The sequence below is a fragment of the Neoroseomonas oryzicola genome (genome assembly GCF_012163135.1).
Taxonomy (GTDB): Bacteria; Pseudomonadota; Alphaproteobacteria; order Acetobacterales; family Acetobacteraceae; genus Neoroseomonas; species Neoroseomonas oryzicola.
In genome coordinates, this window is record NZ_JAAVUP010000001.1 from 1,206,959 (window position 1) to 1,225,565 (window position 18,607).

General features: G+C 70.6%; 17 protein-coding genes and 1 tRNA gene. 4 read left to right on the forward strand and 14 right to left on the reverse strand.

All coding sequences use genetic code 11. The features are described 5' to 3' along the window. Positions 1 to 19 precede the first annotated feature (19 nt). Positions 20 to 1,447 carry a DUF1254 domain-containing protein gene (locus GWK15_RS05935; RefSeq protein ID WP_168039997.1) on the forward strand — a complete coding sequence of 476 codons (1,428 nt, stop codon included), beginning with the start codon at positions 20 to 22 and terminating at the stop codon, positions 1,445 to 1,447. A gap of 156 nt (positions 1,448 to 1,603) precedes the next feature. Here GWK15_RS05935 and nhaA read toward each other — a convergent pair whose 3' ends face one another. From nhaA to GWK15_RS05970, 7 genes are all read right to left on the reverse strand, one after another. After that, positions 1,604 to 2,806, reverse strand: coding sequence for a Na+/H+ antiporter NhaA (nhaA, locus tag GWK15_RS05940; protein WP_168039999.1), 1,203 nt, complete (start codon positions 2,804 to 2,806; stop codon positions 1,604 to 1,606). Between the two features lie 572 nt (positions 2,807 to 3,378). Then, positions 3,379 to 3,454, reverse strand: a tRNA-Lys gene (locus GWK15_RS05945). 90 nt (positions 3,455 to 3,544) lie between these two features. Next, positions 3,545 to 4,690, reverse strand: coding sequence for a rod shape-determining protein RodA (gene rodA / locus GWK15_RS05950; RefSeq protein ID WP_168040001.1), 1,146 nt, complete (start codon positions 4,688 to 4,690; stop codon positions 3,545 to 3,547). Next, the gene (gene mrdA / locus GWK15_RS05955; protein ID WP_168040003.1) at positions 4,687 to 6,588 is read right to left on the reverse strand and encodes a penicillin-binding protein 2; all 1,902 of its coding nucleotides are present in this window, start codon (positions 6,586 to 6,588) and stop codon (positions 4,687 to 4,689) included. Before mrdA ends, rodA begins: the two co-directional genes overlap by 4 nt. After that, a complete protein-coding gene (gene mreD, locus GWK15_RS05960; RefSeq protein ID WP_168040005.1) occupies positions 6,585 to 7,142 on the reverse strand; it encodes a rod shape-determining protein MreD in 558 nt (185 codons plus the stop codon). Before mreD ends, mrdA begins: the two co-directional genes overlap by 4 nt. 13 nt (positions 7,143 to 7,155) lie before the next feature. Further along, the gene (mreC, locus tag GWK15_RS05965) at positions 7,156 to 8,022 is read right to left on the reverse strand and encodes a rod shape-determining protein MreC (RefSeq protein ID WP_168040007.1); all 867 of its coding nucleotides are present in this window, start codon (positions 8,020 to 8,022) and stop codon (positions 7,156 to 7,158) included. Between the two features lie 65 nt (positions 8,023 to 8,087). Next, positions 8,088 to 9,131, reverse strand: a complete 1,044-nt coding sequence (locus GWK15_RS05970) for a rod shape-determining protein (RefSeq protein WP_168040009.1) — start codon at positions 9,129 to 9,131, stop codon at positions 8,088 to 8,090. Positions 9,132 to 9,332: 201 nt separating this feature from the next. On the opposite strand from GWK15_RS05970, the gene GWK15_RS05975 reads away from it, so the two are divergent. After that, positions 9,333 to 9,560, forward strand: a complete 228-nt coding sequence (locus tag GWK15_RS05975; RefSeq protein ID WP_168040011.1) for a YMGG-like glycine zipper-containing protein — start codon at positions 9,333 to 9,335, stop codon at positions 9,558 to 9,560. 28 nt (positions 9,561 to 9,588) lie between these two features. On the opposite strand, the gene GWK15_RS05980 is transcribed toward GWK15_RS05975, so the two are convergent. Both GWK15_RS05980 and GWK15_RS05985 read right to left on the reverse strand, forming a co-directional pair. After that, positions 9,589 to 9,861: a hypothetical protein gene (locus tag GWK15_RS05980; protein ID WP_168040013.1), complete on the reverse strand. Its 273-nt coding sequence runs from the start codon at positions 9,859 to 9,861 to the stop codon at positions 9,589 to 9,591. Further along, on the reverse strand, positions 9,858 to 11,438 hold the full coding sequence (locus GWK15_RS05985) for a 2-isopropylmalate synthase (RefSeq protein ID WP_168040015.1): 1,581 nt from the start codon (positions 11,436 to 11,438) through the stop codon (positions 9,858 to 9,860). Before GWK15_RS05985 ends, GWK15_RS05980 begins: the two co-directional genes overlap by 4 nt. A gap of 306 nt (positions 11,439 to 11,744) precedes the next feature. Between GWK15_RS05985 and GWK15_RS05990 the strand changes: the two genes are divergently transcribed. Then, positions 11,745 to 12,713, forward strand: coding sequence for a Bug family tripartite tricarboxylate transporter substrate binding protein (locus tag GWK15_RS05990; protein WP_168040017.1), 969 nt, complete (start codon positions 11,745 to 11,747; stop codon positions 12,711 to 12,713). A 35-nt stretch (positions 12,714 to 12,748) separates the two neighbouring features. On the opposite strand, the gene GWK15_RS05995 is transcribed toward GWK15_RS05990, so the two are convergent. The 3 genes from GWK15_RS05995 to GWK15_RS06005 form a co-directional block, all read right to left on the reverse strand. Beyond that, entirely contained in the window at positions 12,749 to 13,735 is a 987-nt protein-coding gene (locus GWK15_RS05995; RefSeq protein ID WP_168040019.1) for a tripartite tricarboxylate transporter substrate binding protein, read from the reverse strand. 45 nt (positions 13,736 to 13,780) lie between these two features. Continuing rightward, positions 13,781 to 14,722 (reverse strand): allantoinase PuuE, encoded by a 942-nt coding sequence (gene puuE / locus GWK15_RS06000; RefSeq protein ID WP_168040021.1) that lies wholly within the window; start codon positions 14,720 to 14,722, stop codon positions 13,781 to 13,783. 86 nt (positions 14,723 to 14,808) lie between these two features. After that, positions 14,809 to 16,143 carry a tetratricopeptide repeat protein gene (locus GWK15_RS06005; RefSeq protein ID WP_168040023.1) on the reverse strand — a complete coding sequence of 445 codons (1,335 nt, stop codon included), beginning with the start codon at positions 16,141 to 16,143 and terminating at the stop codon, positions 14,809 to 14,811. A 199-nt stretch (positions 16,144 to 16,342) separates the two neighbouring features. Between GWK15_RS06005 and GWK15_RS06010 the strand changes: the two genes are divergently transcribed. Beyond that, a complete protein-coding gene (locus GWK15_RS06010; protein ID WP_168040025.1) occupies positions 16,343 to 16,966 on the forward strand; it encodes a TetR/AcrR family transcriptional regulator in 624 nt (207 codons plus the stop codon). Positions 16,967 to 17,023: 57 nt separating this feature from the next. On the opposite strand, the gene ilvC is transcribed toward GWK15_RS06010, so the two are convergent. Further along, a complete protein-coding gene (ilvC, locus tag GWK15_RS06015; protein ID WP_168040027.1) occupies positions 17,024 to 18,040 on the reverse strand; it encodes a ketol-acid reductoisomerase in 1,017 nt (338 codons plus the stop codon). A 39-nt stretch (positions 18,041 to 18,079) separates the two neighbouring features. Further along, positions 18,080 to 18,598 (reverse strand): acetolactate synthase small subunit, encoded by a 519-nt coding sequence (gene ilvN / locus GWK15_RS06020; protein ID WP_168040029.1) that lies wholly within the window; start codon positions 18,596 to 18,598, stop codon positions 18,080 to 18,082. Positions 18,599 to 18,607: the final 9 nt, after the last annotated feature.

Below are 18,607 nucleotides of genomic sequence, written 5' to 3' on the forward strand. Positions count from 1 at the left end.
CAGCCGTAAGGAATCACGCATGAACGTCACACGTCGCACCGCCGCCCTGGGCGGCCTCGGGTTGTTGGCCGGCGCCGTGGTGCCGCCGACGAGCGCGCTCGCCGAAGGCCTCCGCCTGTTCGAAGGCGTCGAGGATTTCTGGATCGCCACCGACGCCTACATCTTCGGCTACCCGCTGGTGACGATGGAGATGACGCGCCGCGTCATGACCAATGTCGCGACCGCCAGTGGCCTGCGCGCACCGATGGGTCAGATGAACAAGGCGCGGACCTATCCCGACGCAAGCTTCCGCGACGTGACCGCGCCGAATGCCGACACGCTCTACACCACCGCCTGGATCGACGTCGGCAACGAGCCCTGGATCGTCAGTCTGCCCGACATGAAGGGGCGCTACGCGCTCTTCCCGATGCTCGACGGCTGGACCACGGTCTTCCAGGTGCCGGGCAAGCGGACCACGGGCACTGGCGCGCAGACCTACGCCATCACCGGGCCGGGCTGGACTGGCACGCTGCCGCCCGGCGTCACGGAGTACAAGTCGCGCACCAGCATCGTCTGGCTGCTCGGCCGCATCTACTGCACCGGCACGCCGCAGGACTACGCCGAGGTGCATGCGCTGCAGGACCAGGTCACGGTCGTCCCGCTGAGTTCCTACGGCCGTCCCTACACGCCGCCGGCCGGCACGGTGGACGCGTCCGTCGACATGCGCACCGCTGTGCGCGACCAGGTGAACGGAATGACGGCCGTTCAGTACTTCACCCTGCTGGCCGAGCTGATGAAGCGCAATCCGCCGGCTGCCGCCGACGCCCCGGCGCTGGCCCGCTTCGCGCGCATCGGGCTCGTGCCCGGGCAAAGCTTCGATGCGTCCAAGTTGCGCGCCGACTTCGCCAGCCGCATCCCGCAGGTCGGCTTCGACCGCATCATGCTGCAGTTCAAGATCAATCCGGCCGTGAAGGACATCAACGGCTGGGCCTACACGACGCGGACGGGCATCTACGGCACGGACTACCTGATGCGCGCGCTGGTCACGGCGATCGGCCTCGGCGCCAACCGGCCGCAGGATGCTGTCTATCCGACCTCGCTCAAGGACGCGAACGGCGACGAGTATTCCGGCGCCAACCGCTACGTCGTCCGCTTCCCCCCCGGACAGCTGCCGCCGGCCGACGGCTTCTGGTCCATCACGATGTACGACGCGGACTACTTCTTCGTCGCCAACCCGATCAACCGCTACTCGATTAGCGCGCGACAGGACCTCAAGCGCAACCCCGACGGGTCGGTGGACCTGCACATCCAGAACACCAGCCCGGGCGCCGATCGCGAATCCAACTGGCTGCCGGCCCCGGCGGGCAAGTTCATCCTGATGATGCGGCTCTACTGGCCGCGGGAGGCCGATCCCTCGATCCTGGATGGCAGCTGGACGATCCCGCCGGCGAGCAAGGTGACGGGCTGAACCTCCGCAGGGCGGGCCGCCGATGCGGCCCGCCCGCGACAGCGGCGACCTAGGACAGATCCCGAGCAGGGGGAATCACCGGATCGGGTGAAGTTGCTACGCGAAAACAAGTGCGTAGAGGCGCGTTGCCGTGCGCCATGGCGAACGGAAGCGGCTCTAGCCCCGGCGCACCTCCGAAGGCGCGGGCGCCAGGCGCAGCACGGCGTAGCCGAGCAGCCCCGCCAGCAGCGACCCGCCCAGGATGCCGATCTTCATCCTCTCCTGCAGGTCCGGCGCGCCGTCGAAGGCTAGCAATCCGATGAACAGGCTCATCGTGAAGCCGATGCCGCAGAGCAGCGCGACGCCGAACAGGTGGGTCCATGTCGCTCGGAACGGCAGCACCGCGAGGCCGAAGCGAATGGCCAGCGCGGCGGCGCCGAGCACGCCGACCAGCTTCCCCACCAGCAGCCCGATCGCGACGCCGAGGGTGAGCGGTTCCGTCAGCGCCTGCCATCCGATGCCGGCGAGCGAGACGCCCGCATTGGCGAAGCCGAAGACCGGCACGACCAGGAAGGCGACAGGCTTGTGCAGCGCGTGCTCAAGCCGGTGCAGCAGGGAATGCGACAGGTCGTCCGGCCGGCCCGGCGCCGGGTGCAGCGGAATGGCGAGCGCCAGCAGCACGCCCGCGATCGTCGCGTGCACGCCCGACCGCAGCACGAAGAACCACAGCACCAGGCCGACGACCAGGAAGGGCCAGAGCACCGGCACCCGCAGCCGGTTCATGGCGAGGATCACGCCGAAGGTCGCCGCGGAAAGCCCGAGATACGCGAACGAGATTTCGCCCGTATAGAACAGGGCGATGACGACGACGGCGCCGAGGTCGTCGAGGATGGCGAGCGCGGCCAGGAACACCTTGAGCGCCGCCGGCACGCGCGGCCCGAGCAGCGACAGCACGCCAAGCGCGAAGGCGATGTCGGTCGCGGTCGGGATCGCCCAGCCGCGCAGCGTATCCGCCGACCCCGCGTTGAACGCGACGAAGATGAGCGCAGGGACCAGCATGCCGCCGGCAGCCGCGAAGCCCGGCAGCGCGCGGTTCGACCAGGAGGCGAGCTGGCCGTCGAGCACCTCGCGCTTGATCTCGAGCCCGACGAGCAGGAAGAACACCGCCATCAGCCCGTCGTTGATCCAATGCGCGAGGTTCATCGGGCCGAGATAGGTGCCGAGAGCTGCGCGATAGGCCCCCGCCAACGGCGAATTGGCGACGACCAGCGCGAGTGCGGCCGCGCCCATGAGCAGCAGCCCGCCCGCAGCCTCGCTGTCGAGGAAGCCGCGCAGCAGCGACACCGGCCGGCGGGCAATGGTGCGGAGCCGCTCAGCCACGGGGGGCTCCCGCGAGGAGCCGTGGGCAAAGGATGGCAGGTCGAAGGGAGATCACGGGCACGGGTCCTCCGTGCTGGCGGCCCGACCAACACACGACCTGCCTGGCGACCTCGCCCGACACCCACTGCCTCTTTGTCACGTCGCTCGCCCGCGGGCAATGCGCCGGGCGCGGTAGGCGGGCCAGGACATGGGCGCGGCTGGGCCGCTGCCGGATCCGGCCGCCTTGGGCGCGCCAGCGCGTCCGGCGAGGACGCGGCGGCGCACGCCGCGGTCATCGGGCTGCAGGGGGCCGGCGTCGATGGGCCGGGCATCGCCCGACGGCATCCGCGCGATTCTCGATCGCCCCTGCATCATCCGCACCGCGAAGGCAGCGGAGGGCGCTTTCCGAAAGCGGCTCGCCGCTAAGGGCCAGGATGCATGACCGAGGAGCAGTTGCTGCAGCCTGCCGACCGCGTCGATGCCGGCGCCGGCCTTACGGTGCCTCGCGACAGCGCAGGATCGCTCAAAATTGCGCGGGGTTGGCATTCCAACTCCGCATTCTCACAGCGTTCCGAAGTATCCGGCGGAAAGAGTGGTGGGCGCACAAGGATTCGAACCTTGGACCCGCTGATTAAGAGTCAGCTGCTCTACCAACTGAGCTATGCGCCCGCCGGGTACCGGTGCGATCACCGGCGCCGAGGACGCGCTTCATAACGCCCGCCCCGGCTTTGTCCAGCCCCTTTCAGCACCCCCGCGGGATCATTCCCGCATGGGTCCCATCTCGGCGTCGCGATGGACGTAGGCCGACAGTAGCAGCCCGAAGCCGACCATCACCGTCAGCATCGCCGATCCGCCGTGGCTGATCAGCGGCAGCGGCACGCCGCCCACCGGGATCGAGCCCGTCACCATCGCCACATTGACGAAGATGTAGAGGAAGTAGTTCGTCCCCAGCCCGATCGCGAGCAGCCGGCCGAACTGGTGCTTGCTGCGGAAGGCGACCAGGTAGCAGAAGGCCACCACCAGCATCAGCATCCCGAGCGTGGTGACCGCGCCGACCAGGCCGAACTCCTCGGCGATCATGGTGAAGATGAAGTCGGTCTGCTTCTCGGGCAGGAAGTTCAGGTGGCCCTGCGTCCCCTGCAGGAACCCCTTGCCCCACAGCCCGCCCGACCCCAGCGCGATCTTGGACTGGATGATGTTGTAGCCGGCGCCGAGCGGATCGCTCTCGGGGTCGAGGAAGGTCGTGATGCGCGCGCGCTGGTAGTCGTGCAGGCGTTCATAGGCGATGGGCGCCGCCACCGCCCCCGCCGCCCCGATCAGCGCGAACTTCCACCACCGCACCCCGGCGGCCCAGAACACCGCCGCGCCGACCATCCCCGTGATCAGCGCAGTGCCGAGGTTCGGCTGCTTCAGGATCAGCCCCATCGGCAGCAGCACCGCGATCGCCGCGGGAATGAGGAACAGCGGATTGCCGATCCGTTCCCACGACGCCCGGTGGAACCAGGCGGCCAGCGCCACGACCAGCATGATCTTCATCAGTTCGGAGGGCTGCAGCTGGACCGGCCCGATGTCGATCCAGCGCTGCGCGCCCTTGCCGACATTGCCGTGCATCAGCACCAGCACCAGCAGCACGATGCCGCCGAGGTAGCCGACCCAGGCAAAGCGGGCGATCAGCCGGATGTCGACCAGCGCCAGACCCAGCATCACCACCAGCCCGAAGCCGAAGCGGATCGCGTGCTTCTGGGCATACAGATCCGCGTTGCCGCTGCCGGCCGACAGCAGGGCGACATAGCCGATCGCCGCGACGCCGCAGAGCAGCAGCACGAAGGACCAGGGGATCTGCCACAGCTTCTCGAGGATCCCGGCCCCACGGTCGCGCGTCAGCAGGCGGCGTTCGAAGATCATCGCCCGGCCTCCGCCACGCGCTGGCCGGGCCGCTGCGGCCCGAGGCGCTGGAAGGCCTCGACCATGATGTCGCGCGCCAGCGGCGCCGCGGCGCCCGAACCGCTCGACCCGTGCTCGACGATCACCGACAGGGCGAACAGCGGATTGTCATGCGGCGCGTAGCAGACGAACAGCGCATGCGGCCGCCATTCCCGCGGCACCTGGGAGACGTTGAAGCCGCGCTCGCGCTGTTCGCGCGTCACGCGGCGGACCTGGGTGGTGCCGGTCTTGCCGGCCATCTGGCCGTACTGGCCCGGCAGGCGGGCGACGCCCGCGGTGCCGCCGCCATTGACCACGCCCCACATCGACTCGCGGATCAGGCGCATGTCGGCATCGGCGATGCCGAGGCTCGGCCAGTCCTCCGGCCGCGAACCGCGCACCGGCCGCCCGCCGATCGCGCGCGTCAGGTGCGGCTGCACCGCCCGCCCGGTGGCCAGCCGCGCCGTCATCACGGCAAGGGCGAGCGGCGTGATCTGGTAGAAGCCCTGCCCGATGCCATGGACGATGGTGTCGCCGATCGACCAGGGCTTGCCCTGGGCCTGGCGCCAGCCGCGCGTCGGCACCAGGCCGCGGCGCGTGCCCGGCAATTCGATCTCGAGGTCGACGCCGAGCCCAAAGCGGTTCGCCATGGCCGCGATGCGGTCCATGCCGACGCGCCGGGCCATTTCGTAGAAGTAGACGTCGCAGGACGCCATGATGGCGCTGCGCAGGTTCATCCCGCCATGGCCGCTGCGCAGGTGGCAGTGGAAGCGGGTGTCGCCGTAGTCGAGGTGCCCCGGGCAGCTCACGATGTCGCCCGGCCGGCAGACCTTCGCCTCCAGCGCGGCCAGCCCCACGATCATCTTGAAGGTCGAACCCGGCGCGTAGAGCCCGTTCGTCGCCTTGTTGATCAGCGGCGTCGACCGGCTCGCCGTCCATTGCCGCCATTGGGCGGCCGAGACGCCCGCATTGAAGATGTTGGGGTCGAAGGAGGGCTTGGTGGCCATGGCCAGCACCTCCCCGTTCCGCGCATCCAGCAGCACGGCGGAGGTGCCTTCCTCGATCTTGCCGCGGATCGCCTTCTGCAGCTCGGAATCGACGCTGATCTGCACATCCTGGCCGGGAATGCCTTCCCGCCGGTCGAGCTCGCGGATGACGCGCCCGACCGCGTTCACCTCGACCTGCACGGCGCCGGCGCGCCCGCGCAGGACGCGGTCGTGGTGGCGCTCGACGCCAGCGCGGCCGACGCGGATGCCGGGCAGTTGCAGCAGCGGGTCGTCGCCGACATCGGCCTCGGCCGGGGCGGCGACGTAGCCGACGACGTGCGCGAGGTGCTCGGTCTCCGGGTAGATCCGGGTCGTGCCCATGTCGACCGTGACGCCGGGCAGGTCGGGGGCGTTGACCTCGATCCGCGCCATCTCCTCCCAGGAGAGGAACTCGCGGATGATGACGGGCACGAAGCGGCGGTTGCGGCGCACCTCGCGCTCGATGCGCGCCTTCTCGTGGTCGGCGAGCGGCACGATGGAGGAGAAGGTCTGCAGCGTGGCGGCGACGTCGGCGGTCTGCTCGGCCACCAGCAGGGCGCGCCAGTTGAGCCGGTTGCCGGCGACCACCCGCCCGTTGCGGTCCAGCACGCGCCCGCGCGGCGGGGCGAACAGCCGGGCGCTGACCCGGTTCTCCTCGGCGAGCGTCGCGTAGCGCGCGCCTTCCTCGATCTGCAGCCGGTACAGCCGGCTGCCCAGGAAGCCGAACGCGCCGAGCTGGATCGCGCCCAGCACCGCGGCGCGGCGGGTGAAGATGCCGCGGCGGCGCTCCTCCTCCTTCCGCACGCCGCGCTGGCCGCCCAGCGCGCCCTGCCCGCCCCAGGGGCGCCAGCTCATGGCGTGTTCTCCGCGATGCGCATCGCCTCGTGGATGCGGGTCAGCACCAGCGCGATCAGCGGATACAGGCCGGCGGCCAGCATCGCGCCGTGCATGGCCGGCGCGATCGGCGGCAGCCTCAGGGCCAGCAGCGCCTGCAGCGCCCAGTAGAGCGCCGCCGCCCCCACCGCTGCGACGCAGAAGGCCAGCCACACCGCCAGGAAGGATTGCCGCGCGAGGAAGCGTCGCAGCCGCAGCGCCGCCGCATGGACCGCGAGGAGCACCAGCACCCCGGCCCCGAGCGGGGCCATGGTCAGCAGGTCCATCAGCAGGCCGAGCGCGAAGGTCACGGGCGGAGACATGGCGGCGGGGCGGAACACCGTCCAGAAGGCCACACAGGGAAGTGCGGCCGCCAGCACCGGCGAGGGTAGGCTGACCGGCGCCGCGGCCAGGACCATCAGCACCGCCGTCGACACGCCTGGAAAGGCCAGCCGAGCGAAGGCGTCGATCCGGCGCAGCAGGCCCGGGGCCGGCGCCGGCCGGCCCTCGGGCCGGCGGAAGGGGGGATTGGCCATCGCCTGGCGCCTGTCAGCGCCGGCCCTGGCGGGGTTCCGGCCGGGCCACGGCCTCGGGCGGCAGGATCCCGCGCAGCCCGTAGTCGAACAGGCGGACGGCATCGAGCCGGTCCAGCCGGGCGAACAGCTCGACCTCCGGCGCGCCGTGGTCCGACAGGCGCACCACGCCGACCGGCAGCCCGGCCGGGAAGGCCCCGGCCTCGGCGCTCGTCACCACCCGCTCGCCATCCACCGGCATCACGCCCTCGGGCCACTGGGACAGGCGCGGGCGGGCGGCGTTGCTGCCGACCATCAGCGCCCGGGCGCGGCTCGATTCCAGGGTGACGGGGATGCGGCTGTTCATGTCGGTCGCGAGCAGGACGCGGGCCGAGCGGCTGCCGACCTCGGTGACCCGGCCGACGAAGCCGCGGTCGTCCAGCGCCACCTGGCCCTTGCGGATCGCGTGCTGCGGCCCGGTCGCGAGCAGCACCGCGCGCGCATAGGTCCCGCCGCCATCCGCCACCACGCGGGCGGTCACGAAGGCCGGCGCGGCCTCGGGCAGGAAGCTCAGCTGCCGGCGCAGCATCTCGTTCTCGGATTCGAGGGCGAGGGCCGCCGAATGCCAGCGGCGCAGCCGGTCGTTCTCCTCGCGCAGCGCCGCGTTCTCCTCGCGCAGCTGCGCGAGCGCCTGGACTTCCTCGACCGCCCCGCGCACCGCGCTCATCGGCTCGGCGAGCGCCGCGTAGATCGGGGACAGGGCATCGGCCAGGTGGCTGCGCAGCCGCTCGGCGAGCAGCGCATCGGCCTTGCCCAGCAGCATGACGCCGAAGGCAGCCGCGATCATCAGCGGCAGCGAAAGCCGCGCCAGCGCCTGACGGAGCGGGATGCTCAGTCGGATCACGCGCCCAAGGTCCCCCTGCGAGCCCTGTTACCCCGGACGGCGGGATCCGCCGGCCGGGGGCAGCATCAATACATCGAACTCAGGACGTGGCGAAGCCGCTTGATGTCCTCGAGCGCGCGTCCGGTGCCGAGGGCGACGCAGGACAGGGCATCCTCTGCCACCACGACAGGCAGTCCGGTCGCATCCCGCAGCACCTGGTCCAGGCGGTTGAGCAGCGCCCCGCCCCCGGTCAGCACGATGCCCTTGTCCACGATGTCGGCCGCGAGCTCGGGGGGCGTGTTCTCCAGCGCCACCTTCACGGCCTCGACGATCTGGGAGACCGGCTCGTAGAGGGACTCGGCCACCTGGCGCTGGCTGACCACGACCTCGCGCGGCACGCCGTTCATCAGGTCGCGGCCCTTCACCTCGGCGAGCGGCCCCTCCTCCCCGTCCTCGGGCGGGGCGGCGGCGCCGATCTCGAGCTTGATGCGCTCGGCCGTGGATTCGCCGATCAGCAGGTTAAACTGGCGGCGGATGTAGGAGATGATCGCCTCGTCCAGCTTGTCGCCGCCGACGCGGACCGACCGCGCATAGACGATGCCGCCGAGCGAGATGACGGCGACCTCGGTCGTTCCGCCACCGATGTCGACGATCATCGAGCCCGAGGGCTCGGTCACCGGCAGGCCGGCGCCGATCGCGGCGGCCATCGGCTCTTCGATCAGCAGCACGCGGCGGGCGCCGGCGGATTCCGCGCTCTCCTGGATCGCGCGGCGCTCGACGGCGGTGGAGCCGGAGGGCACGCAGACGATGATCATGGGGGAGGCGAAGGACCGCCGGTTGTGCACCTTGCGGATGAAGTGCTTGATCATCTCCTCCGCCACCTCGAAATCGGCGATGACGCCGTCGCGAAGGGGGCGGATGGCGGCGATGTTGCCCGGCGTGCGGCCGAGCATGAGCTTCGCCTCCTCGCCGACCGCGAGCACCTGCTTGCGGCCGCGCTGGTCGGAGATGGCGACGACGCTCGGCTCGTTCAGCACGATCCCCCGCCCCTTCACGTAGACGAGCGTGTTGGCCGTGCCGAGATCGATGGCCATGTCGGCGGACAGGAAGCCGAACAGGCGAGAGAACATGCGTACCGGACCTTCCGACGGGGGCCGCACAGCCCGCGCCGGGGCCATGGCCGCCGTGGCGCGTGATGGGGCGAGAGAGGACGGGGGCGTTTACCCCCCCGGGCGTGGACTCTCAAGCCGGTTTCCGGAAGTCGCGGCATGCATGAAACCCGAAGCCGGGTCGCGGCGTTCTCCGGGCAGCAGCCTCATGGGAGAACGGTAATGAAACGGATGACCCTCGCGATCCTCGCCTCCGCCGGCCTGGCGCTGGCGGCCTGCGGCAACACCCCGGGCGAGCGCGCCCTCACGGGCGGCCTGCTCGGCGCCGGCGGCGGTGCCGCGATCGGCTCGCTGTCGGGCAATGCGGGTGCCGGCGCCCTGATCGGCGGCGCGGTCGGCGCCGTGGGCGGCGCGGTCACCGCCCCGCAGAACCAGGGCTACTACCGCTGAACCCGCCGCCCCCGTGGGGGGCGGGAGATCACGGGAAGGGCGGGACGGGCTTGGCCTCGCCGGGCCTGAGCCCGCCCAGATGCCGCAGGATCGCGGCGTAGTCGGGGTGGCCCGGCGGGTAGGTCAGCCTGGCATGCCCGACCGTCCCATCCTGCCGCGCCACCAGGTCGAGCACGATGGTGCCGTCCGCCTCCATCCGCGCCGTCCCGATCGGGGGCGGCGCGGCCGGCGCCTGGGCCCGGGCGGCACCGGGCAGCACGGCGAGGGCCGCCAGCAGGACGCGGCGGCCCAGGCCGGTCACGCCCGCAGGACGGCCGGCGGCTCGGTCCGCTCCCGCTTCACCAGCAGCTTGTTCAGCGCGTGCACATAGGCGCGGGCGGAGGCGACGATGGTGTCGGTGTCCGCCCCCTGCCCGTCCACGAGCTTGCCCCCTTCCTCGAGCCGCACGGTCACGCGCGCCTGGGCGTCGGTGCCGCCGGTGACCGACTGCACGGCATAGAGCTTGAGGTTCACGTCGTGCGGGAAGGCGTTGCGCAGCGCGTTGAAGGTCGCGTCCACCGCGCCGTCGCCGGCGGCCACGCCGTCATGCGCGACGCCGTCGACCTCGAGCGTGATGGAGGCGGTCGGCTTGGTCGCCATGCCGGTCGCGACCGTCAGCGCCGTCAGCTTGATGCGGTCATTGCCGCGGACGATCTCGTCATCGACCAGCGCGGCGATGTCCTCGTCGTAGACGACCTTCTTGCGGTCCGCGAGGTCCTTGAAGCGGCGGAAGGCGTCGTTCAGCTGGTTGTCGCCGATCTCGTAGCCCATGCCCTTCAGCTTGTCGCGGAAGGCGGCACGACCCGAATGCTTGCCCATGACGAGAGAGGTGTTGGACCAGCCGACGCTCTCGGGCGTCATGATCTCGTAGGTCGACTTGTCCTTCAGCACGCCGTCCTGGTGGATGCCCGATTCATGCGCGAAGGCGTTGCGGCCGACGATCGCCTTGTTGGGCTGCACGTCGAAGCTGGTGATGGTCGCCAGCAGCTTCGACGTCTTCAGGATCCGCTCGGTGACGATGTTGTTCGTCGTCGCGATGGCGTCATGGCGCGTGCGCAGCGCCATCACCACCTCCTCGAGGCTCGCATTGCCCGCGCGTTCGCCGATGCCGTTGATGGTCGATTCCACCTGGCGGGCGCCGGCGCGGATCGCCGCCAGCGTGTTCGCCACCGCAAGGCCGAGGTCGTTGTGGTTGTGCGTGGACAGGATGATCCGGTCCGCACCGGGGACACGCTCGCGCACCATGGTGAAGATGCGGTGCATGTCCTCGGGCAGCGCGTAGCCGACCGTGTCGGGAATGTTGATCGTGGTAGCACCCGCCTTGATCGCAGCCTCGACGCAGCGGCAGAGGAAGTCCGGATCGGTGCGGGTGCCGTCCTCGGCCGACCATTCGACGTCGTCGGTGTGCTGGCGCGCCAGGGAGACGCTGCTGGTGACCAGGTCCAGCACCTGCTCGGGCTCGAGCCGCAGCTTCACGCGCATGTGCAGCGGGCTGGTCGAGACGAAGGTGTGGATGCGCTTGCGCGCGGCGGGCTTCACCGCCTCGGCGGCGCGCAGGATATCGGCCGGCGCGGTGCGCGACAGCCCGCAGACCACCGGGCCGTCCTTGGCGAAATGCTTCGCGATCGACAGCACGCTCTCGAAGTCGCCGGGGGAAGCGATGGGGAAGCCGGCCTCCATCACGTCGATGCCCAGCTCCCACAGCGCTTCCGCCATGCGCAGCTTCTCCTCGAGGTTCATCGAGAAGCCGGGCGACTGTTCGCCGTCGCGCAGCGTGGTGTCGAAGATGATGATGCGGTCGTCGGCCAGGGTGCCGAAGGAGGGATGGGTGATGGCCATGTCAGGCGTTTCCTGTGTGGCGATGATGTGGATGTGCGCGTTCGGTCCCAGGTTCCCCTGAGCGATGTCCGGCCGAGCTCAGCCGGGCGTCACGCCCAGGGGCGGGTAAGTCGAAGAAGAAGGAGGAGGCCGAGCGGCGCGCGCGCGGAAGCCGGGGCCATCAGCCCCAGGTCCAGCCCAGCCGGGATCGCGCGCATGTTCATCGCGGGCGGGAGATTACGGGCGGTGCGAACCCGCCGCAAGCGCCGATGTTGCCGCCACCGCCCCGCGCGGGCAGGGTGGCCGCAACGAAAACCGGAGGAAACAATGTTGCGCCGGATCGCCCTCGCGCTCGCCGCGGGGCTCATCGCCTCGCCTGCCCTCGCCCAGGATTGGGCCCCGGACCGCCCGGTGCGCATCATCCTGCCCTTTCCGCCGGGCGGGTCGACCGACCTCGTTGCACGCATCTTCGCCGACCGCATCAGCCGCACCGCGCCATTTCCCTGGGTGGTGGAGAACCGGTCCGGCGCCAACGGCAACATCGGCATGGAGGCCGCGGCGCGCAGCACGCCGGACGGCTACACGCTCGGCGCCTGCACCATCGGCAACTGCGCCATCAATCCCGCGATCTATGCGCGCATGCCCTACGACATCGAGCGCGACCTGGTGCCGGTCTTCTGGAGCGGCAGCGTGATGAACGTGGTCGCCGTGAACCCCGCGGTCCCGGCGCGGACGCTGCAGGAATTCGTCGCCTGGGCGCGGGCGAACCCCGGGCGCGTCAACTACGGCTCCTCGGGCTTCGGGTCCTCCAACCACCTGATCCCGGAACTGATGAACGGGCGGCTCGGCACCGGCATGGTGCATGTCCCCTTCCGCGGCGGCGCGCCGGCGCTGCAGGCGCTGCTCGCGAACCAAGTCCAGGTGATGATCGAGAACGTGCCCACCAAGATCCAGGCGATCCGGGCGGGCCAGATCCGCGCCCTCGCGGTGACCGGCCGGGAGCGCGACCCCGCCTTGCCGGACATCCCGACCTTCGCCGAGGCGGGCATCGAGGGCATCGTGGTCGAACCCTGGTTCGGCTACATGGCGCCGCGCGGCACGCCGGCCAACGTCGTCGCCGGACTCAACCGCATCCTGAACGAGGCGAATGCCGACCCCGAGGTGCAGCGGCGCCTGCGCGACCTCGGCGCCCGCCCCGAAGGCGGATCGCCCGAGCGCTTCGCCGAGCACGTCCGCGCCGAGGTGGCGCGCTGGCGCGAGGTGGTCGAGCGCAACAACATCGAGAAGCTGAACTGACCGCCCTCACCCGCGGCTGACGAGGGCGCGGCCCGTCACTGCGTCTGCCCCGCGCGGGCCAGCCCCTCGATCAGCGGGCGCAGTTCCCGTTCCTCCTGCGCCCAGTAGGCGGCGAAGCCGTCCGGGCCCTGGAAGGTGATCGGGATGTTGAGCTGGCGCATCCGCTCCTCGTGCTCGGGCGACCTGATCGCGCGTTCGAGCGCCCCGGCGAGGCGCGCCTGGACGTCCGGCGGCAGCCCGGCCGGACCGACGAAGGCGCGCGTCGATCCCGCGACGATGTCGTAGCCCTGCGATCGCGCCGTGGGCACGCCCGGCAGGAAGGGGCTTTCCTGCGGCGAAAGCACCGCGATCGCCCGCACCGCGCCCTGGCGCATCTGCGCGCTTGCGGTGCCGACGGCGAAGATCGCCGCCTCGGTCTGCCCGCCGAGCAGCGCCGTCAGCGCCGGCCCCGCCCCGTTGAAGTGGACCTGGTTGAAGGTCACGCCCGCCAGCCGCTGCAGGCGGATGGAGGCCAGGTGCTCATGCCCCAGGATGCCGTTGTCCGACATGCGGAAATCGTCCGGCCGCGCCTTCGCCGCCGCGATCATCTCCGCGAGGCTGCGGATCGGGCTGTCCGTCCGCACCACGATCGCCCCCGGATCCGTCACGTGCAGGGCGAGCGGCGTGAAACTCTCCCGCGTGAAACCCGCCTGGCGGCCGGGATCGAGGTAGAGCGTCGTGGTCTGCGGCCAGAGGCCGTAGGCGATGGTCAGCCCGTCCGGCCGCGCCCGCGCCACCTGCGCCATGCCGATCTGGCTGCCCGCGCCGGGCCGGTTCTGCACCACGACGGCCATGCCGAGCTCGCGTTCGAGCAGCGGTGCCAACGCCCGCGCGCCGATGTCGTTCCCCCCGCCGGGCGGATAGGGGACGATGAGTTCGACGGTCCGTGCGCCCTGCGCCCGCGCCCCGGCGGCCAAGGCCAGCGCCGGCAGGGCCAGCACTGCGCGGCGGCGGAGGGCAATCGCGGTGCGACGGTCGGTCATCATGGCTCTCCTGCGCGGATCCGGGCCTCGGCGATGCAGCAATCCCTATGCCGCGGGCGGATGCGTCGCCCACCAGTGGCGCGCGATGTCGGCGCGGCGGCAGATCCAGACATCCTTCTCCCGCGCGACGCGGGCGAGGAAGCGCTGCAGTGCCGCCGCCCGCCCCGGTCGCCCGACCAGCCGGCAATGCAGCCCGACCGACATCATCTTCGGCGCGCCGGCGCGGCCTTCGGCCAGCAGCACCTCGAAGGCGTCGGTCAGGTGCCGTTCCCAGCCATCGGGATCGCCGAAGCCGGGCGGGACCGCGTACTTCATGTCGTTGTTGTCGAGCGTGTAGGGGATGATCAGCAGCGGCTTGCCCGCCGCCGTGACGTAGTGCGGCAGGTCGTCGTCATAGGCGTCGGATTCGTAGAGGAAGCCGCCATGTTCGGCGACGAGCCGCCGCGTGTTCGGGCTGATCCGCCCCGTGTACCAGCCGACCGGGCGATGGCCACACAGGCGCTCGATGGTCTCGACGCAGCGCGCGATCTCGGCGCGTTCCGTCGCCTCGTCGACCTTGTGGTAGTCGATCCAGCGCCAGGCGTGGGAGGCGACCTCATGCCCGGCCGCGGTGAAGGCACGCGCCGCCTCGGGGTTCAGTTCCAGCGCGCGGCCGACGCCATAGACCGTCAGCGGGAAGCCATGCGCGGCGAAGGCGCGCAGCACGCGCCAGACGCCGGCGCGGGCGCCGTAGTCGAACTGGGATTCCACGGTGCGGTTGCGTTCGCCGAGGATCGGCGACCCGCCCGGCACCTCGTGCAGGTACAGCTCGCTGCCCGCATCGCCGTTGAGGATCGTGTTCTCGCCCCCCTCCTCGTAGTTCAGCACGAAGGAGAGCGCGAGCTTCGCGCCCCCCGGCCATTGCGGGTCGGGCGGGTTCGGCCCGTAGCCCCGGAAGTCGCGGGGGTAGTCGGTCTCGGCGGCGAGGAGATGGGGCTGGTCCGGCATCGTCGGCCTTCGCGTCTGGCAGGCGGGACGCAAAGGATGCCAGGGCGGCGGCGCGGCGCGAAGCCTCGGCCGCCGCCCCGGCCGGATCAGGCGGCGATCGGCCGCGCCAGCGCCCGCGCCCGGGCCGCCCAGCCCTGCGCGACCGGGCTGCCTTCCTTCATCGCCAGGCGCTCGGCCACCATCGCCTCGGAGAGCCGCGCATCGCCGGCACGGATCGCCGCCTCGCAGAGCGTCCAGGACAGCACGTCGCGCTGCGCATGGCTGCCGCCGAAGCGGTTGGCGATGCCGCGCAGCGGCAGGATCCGCGCCACCGCGCTGGCGAAATCGCCCTTTCCGAAGGCAGCGATGCCGCGCGCGAGCGGCAGGCCGACATCGCGCGACATCATCGCATTGGTTCCCCGCCCCGCCGCGGCGCGTTCGAGCGTCGCGATCACTTCGCGCTGCGCGTGCCGATCACCGGTCGCGACGAAGGTCATCATCGCGTGGACGTCGTTGAAGGCGTAGATGCCGTCCGAGATCCGCGACGCCCAGGGCTGCGCCAAGCGCGACCAGCGGTCGCCGACATCGTGCCCCAGCACCCACAGCCGCCACAGCAGCGCCGAGCCGTCGATCGCCTCCAGCGCCTGGCCGAAGCCGCCGGCCGAGATACGCTCATCGAACAGCCGCAGCGCGCCGGCGATGTCGCCCTGGTCGATGCGGAACAGCGCGACATGCCACCAGTTGTGGAAGGCAAACAGGCTGTCCGGAGACCATCCCGCCGCGGTCTCGGTCATGAAGGCCGCGCCTTCGCTCGCCCGCCCCTGCATTTCCATGACATGCGCGACCGCATGGATGGCCCAGCCATCCTGGGCGTTGCACGCCACGGCCTCGCGCCCGGTGGCCTCGGCCTGCGCATAGTCGCCGCATTCCTCGAGGCCGAAGGCATGCATGCCGAGCAGGTATCCATGACCCGGCATGTCCCGGTTCCAGCGCGGCAGCACGCGCGCGACGCGGTCGCGGATCATCTGGCTCTGCCCCAGGAAGTAGTCGCCGAGCTGCGCGAGCTGCACGGCGGCGAGGTCGGCCGGATGGTCGATCGCGATGCGCCCCCAGGTCTCGGTCGCGCCGGACAGGTCGCCATCGGCCCACTGCCGCGCGGCGGCGACGTAGGCGCGCTCCCGCGCATTCGCGCGCGGCACAAGCCGCTCGGCCGCCGCGAGGCTCGCCCGCAATTCGGCGTCGAACGCCTTGTCCGTGGTCGTCGCGAGGATGCCCGTTCGGAGCGCATGCCCCATCACGCAATCGGGCTCCTCGGCGAGCAAGGCGTCGATCTCGGCGACCGGATCGGCTTGGTAGGCATGGAACTTGTCGATCGCGACATCGAGGCGGCGCGCGGCGGCGGCGGAGCAGGAGAGCGGGTTGCCCCGGAGGTCGGTGGCCATGGCGGAAATCCTTTCCCGGCGTTGATGACCCCCGATGTGTCGCGCCGTCGGGCCCTCCTCCTCTACCGGTCGCGTGGTGCGGTCCGTGCGGTTTCGAATGCGCCAAGGATTCCAGTCGGTTGCGCCACGCGGCCGGCCCCAGGGATCGCCATGTGTAATTGGGCGCACAGCCCGACTGCACCTGCGGTACAGTCATTCCATGAGCGCGACCACGCTGAAACGGGAAAGCGCCCGCGAACGCATCCTGGACCTGGCGGAAGCCGCAGTCCTGCAGAAGGGATTCGGCGCGACCTCGATCGAGGAACTGATCGCCGGCGCCGGCATCTCAAAAAGCGGGTTCTTCTACCACTTCCCCGACAAGGGCGCGCTCGCGAAGGCGCTGCTGCAACGTTCGATGGAACGCGACCGGGACCTGCTGGGCGAGGTCTTCACGCGCGCCGACGAGCTCGCCGACGATCCTCTGCACGGCTTCCTCGTCGGGCTGAAGATGCTGGCCGAGCAGATGGCCGGGATGGCGGAAGTCCATCCGGGCTGCATGGTCGCCTCCATCTGCTACCAGGAACAGCTCTTCGACCGCGAGATCGTGGCCATGAACCAGGCCGCCGTCATCGCGTGGCGGCAGTATTTCCGGGCACGGCTCGATGCCATCGCCACACGCTACCCGCCGCGTATCGCGGCTGACCTCGACGCGCTCGCGGACATGCTCTCGGTCGTGATCGACGGCGGCATCACGATGTCCAAGGCCACGCGCGATCCTGCGTTGCTCAGCCAGCAGGTGACGCTCTACCGCGCCTTCATCCGCGCGATCTTCCTGGGCACATAAGCGAAGGGCGCCGAAGGTCTCCCCCCGGCGCCCCTTCCATCCAGCCTGTGGGCTGGTTCAGTTCTTCGCCTTGTCGACCAGCGCGTTCTTGCTGATCCACGGCATCATCGCGCGCAGCTTTGCGCCGACTTCCTCGATCGGATGCTCGGCGTTGCGGCGGCGGATGGCCTTGAAGGAGGCCTGGTTCACCTTGTTCTCGAGCATCCAGTCGCGCGCGAAGCGGCCGGTCTGGATGTCCTCGAGCACCTTCTTCATCTCGGCCTTGGTTTCGGCGGTGATGATGCGCGGGCCGGTGACGTACTCGCCGTACTCGGCGGTGTTCGAGACCGAGTAGTTCATGTTGGCGATGCCGCCCTCATAGATGAGGTCGACGATCAGCTTCACCTCGTGCAGGCACTCGAAATACGCCATCTCGGGCGCGTAGCCGGCCTCGACCAGCGTCTCGTAGCCCGCCTTGATGAGCTCCACGAGGCCGCCGCAGAGCACCGCCTGCTCGCCGAACAGGTCGGTCTCGCACTCTTCCTTGAAGGTCGTCTCGATCACGCCCGAACGGCCGCCGCCGATGGCGGAGGCATAGGACAGCGCGATCTCGAGCGCGTTGCCCGAGGGGTTCTGGTGCACGGCCACCAGGCACGGCACGCCGCCGCCCTTCTGGTATTCCGAGCGCACCGTGTGGCCGGGGCCCTTCGGCGCGATCATGAACACGTCGATGTCGGCGCGCGGATCGAGCAGGTTGAAGTGCACGTTGAGGCCATGGGCGAAGGCGATGGCCGCGCCCGGCTTCATGTTGGCGTGCAGGTGGTCGCGATACAGGTCGCCCTGCAGTTCGTCCGGCGTCAGCACCATGACGACGTCAGCCCACTTCGCGGCGTCGGCCGGCGTCATCACCTGGAATCCCGCGGCCTCGGCCTTCTGCCAGGATCCGCCCGGACGCAGGCCGATCACGACGTCCTTCACGCCGGAATCGCGCATGTTCATCGCATGCGCGTGGCCCTGGCTGCCGAAGCCGATGACCGCGACCTTCTTGCCCTTGATCAGATTCACATCCGCATCGCGGTCGTAGTAAACGCGCATGGCTGCGCTCTCCCTCTTCCTACGGGTCTCTCGAAAAACTCAGCTCAGGCCGCGCGGGCCGCGCGCGATGGCGACCGCGCCGGTGCGCGACACCTCCGCCAGCCCGATCGGCCGCATCAGCGCACAGAAGGCGTCGATCTTCTCCGCCGCGCCCGTCATCTCGAACACGAAGGATTCCGTCGTCGCATCCACCACGCGGGCGCGGAAGGCGTCCGCGAGGCGCAGCGCCTCGACGCGGTTCTCGCCGCGGCCCACCACCTTGATCAGCGCAAGCTCGCGGACCAGGTGCGGGCCTTCCAGCGTCAGGTCCGACACCTTGTGCACCGGCACCAGGCGGTCGAGCTGCGCCTTGATCTGCTCGATCACCATCTCGGTGCCCGAGGTGACGACGGTGATGCGGCTGATCCGCCCCGTCTCGTCCACCGGTGCCACCGTCAGGCTGTCGATGTTGTAGCCGCGGCCCGAGAACAGGCCGATGACGCGGGCCAGCACGCCGGCCTCGTTTTCCACCAGCACGGCGATGGTCGCCGCGCGCTGCGCGTTTCCTGCTTCCGACATGTTCCGCGC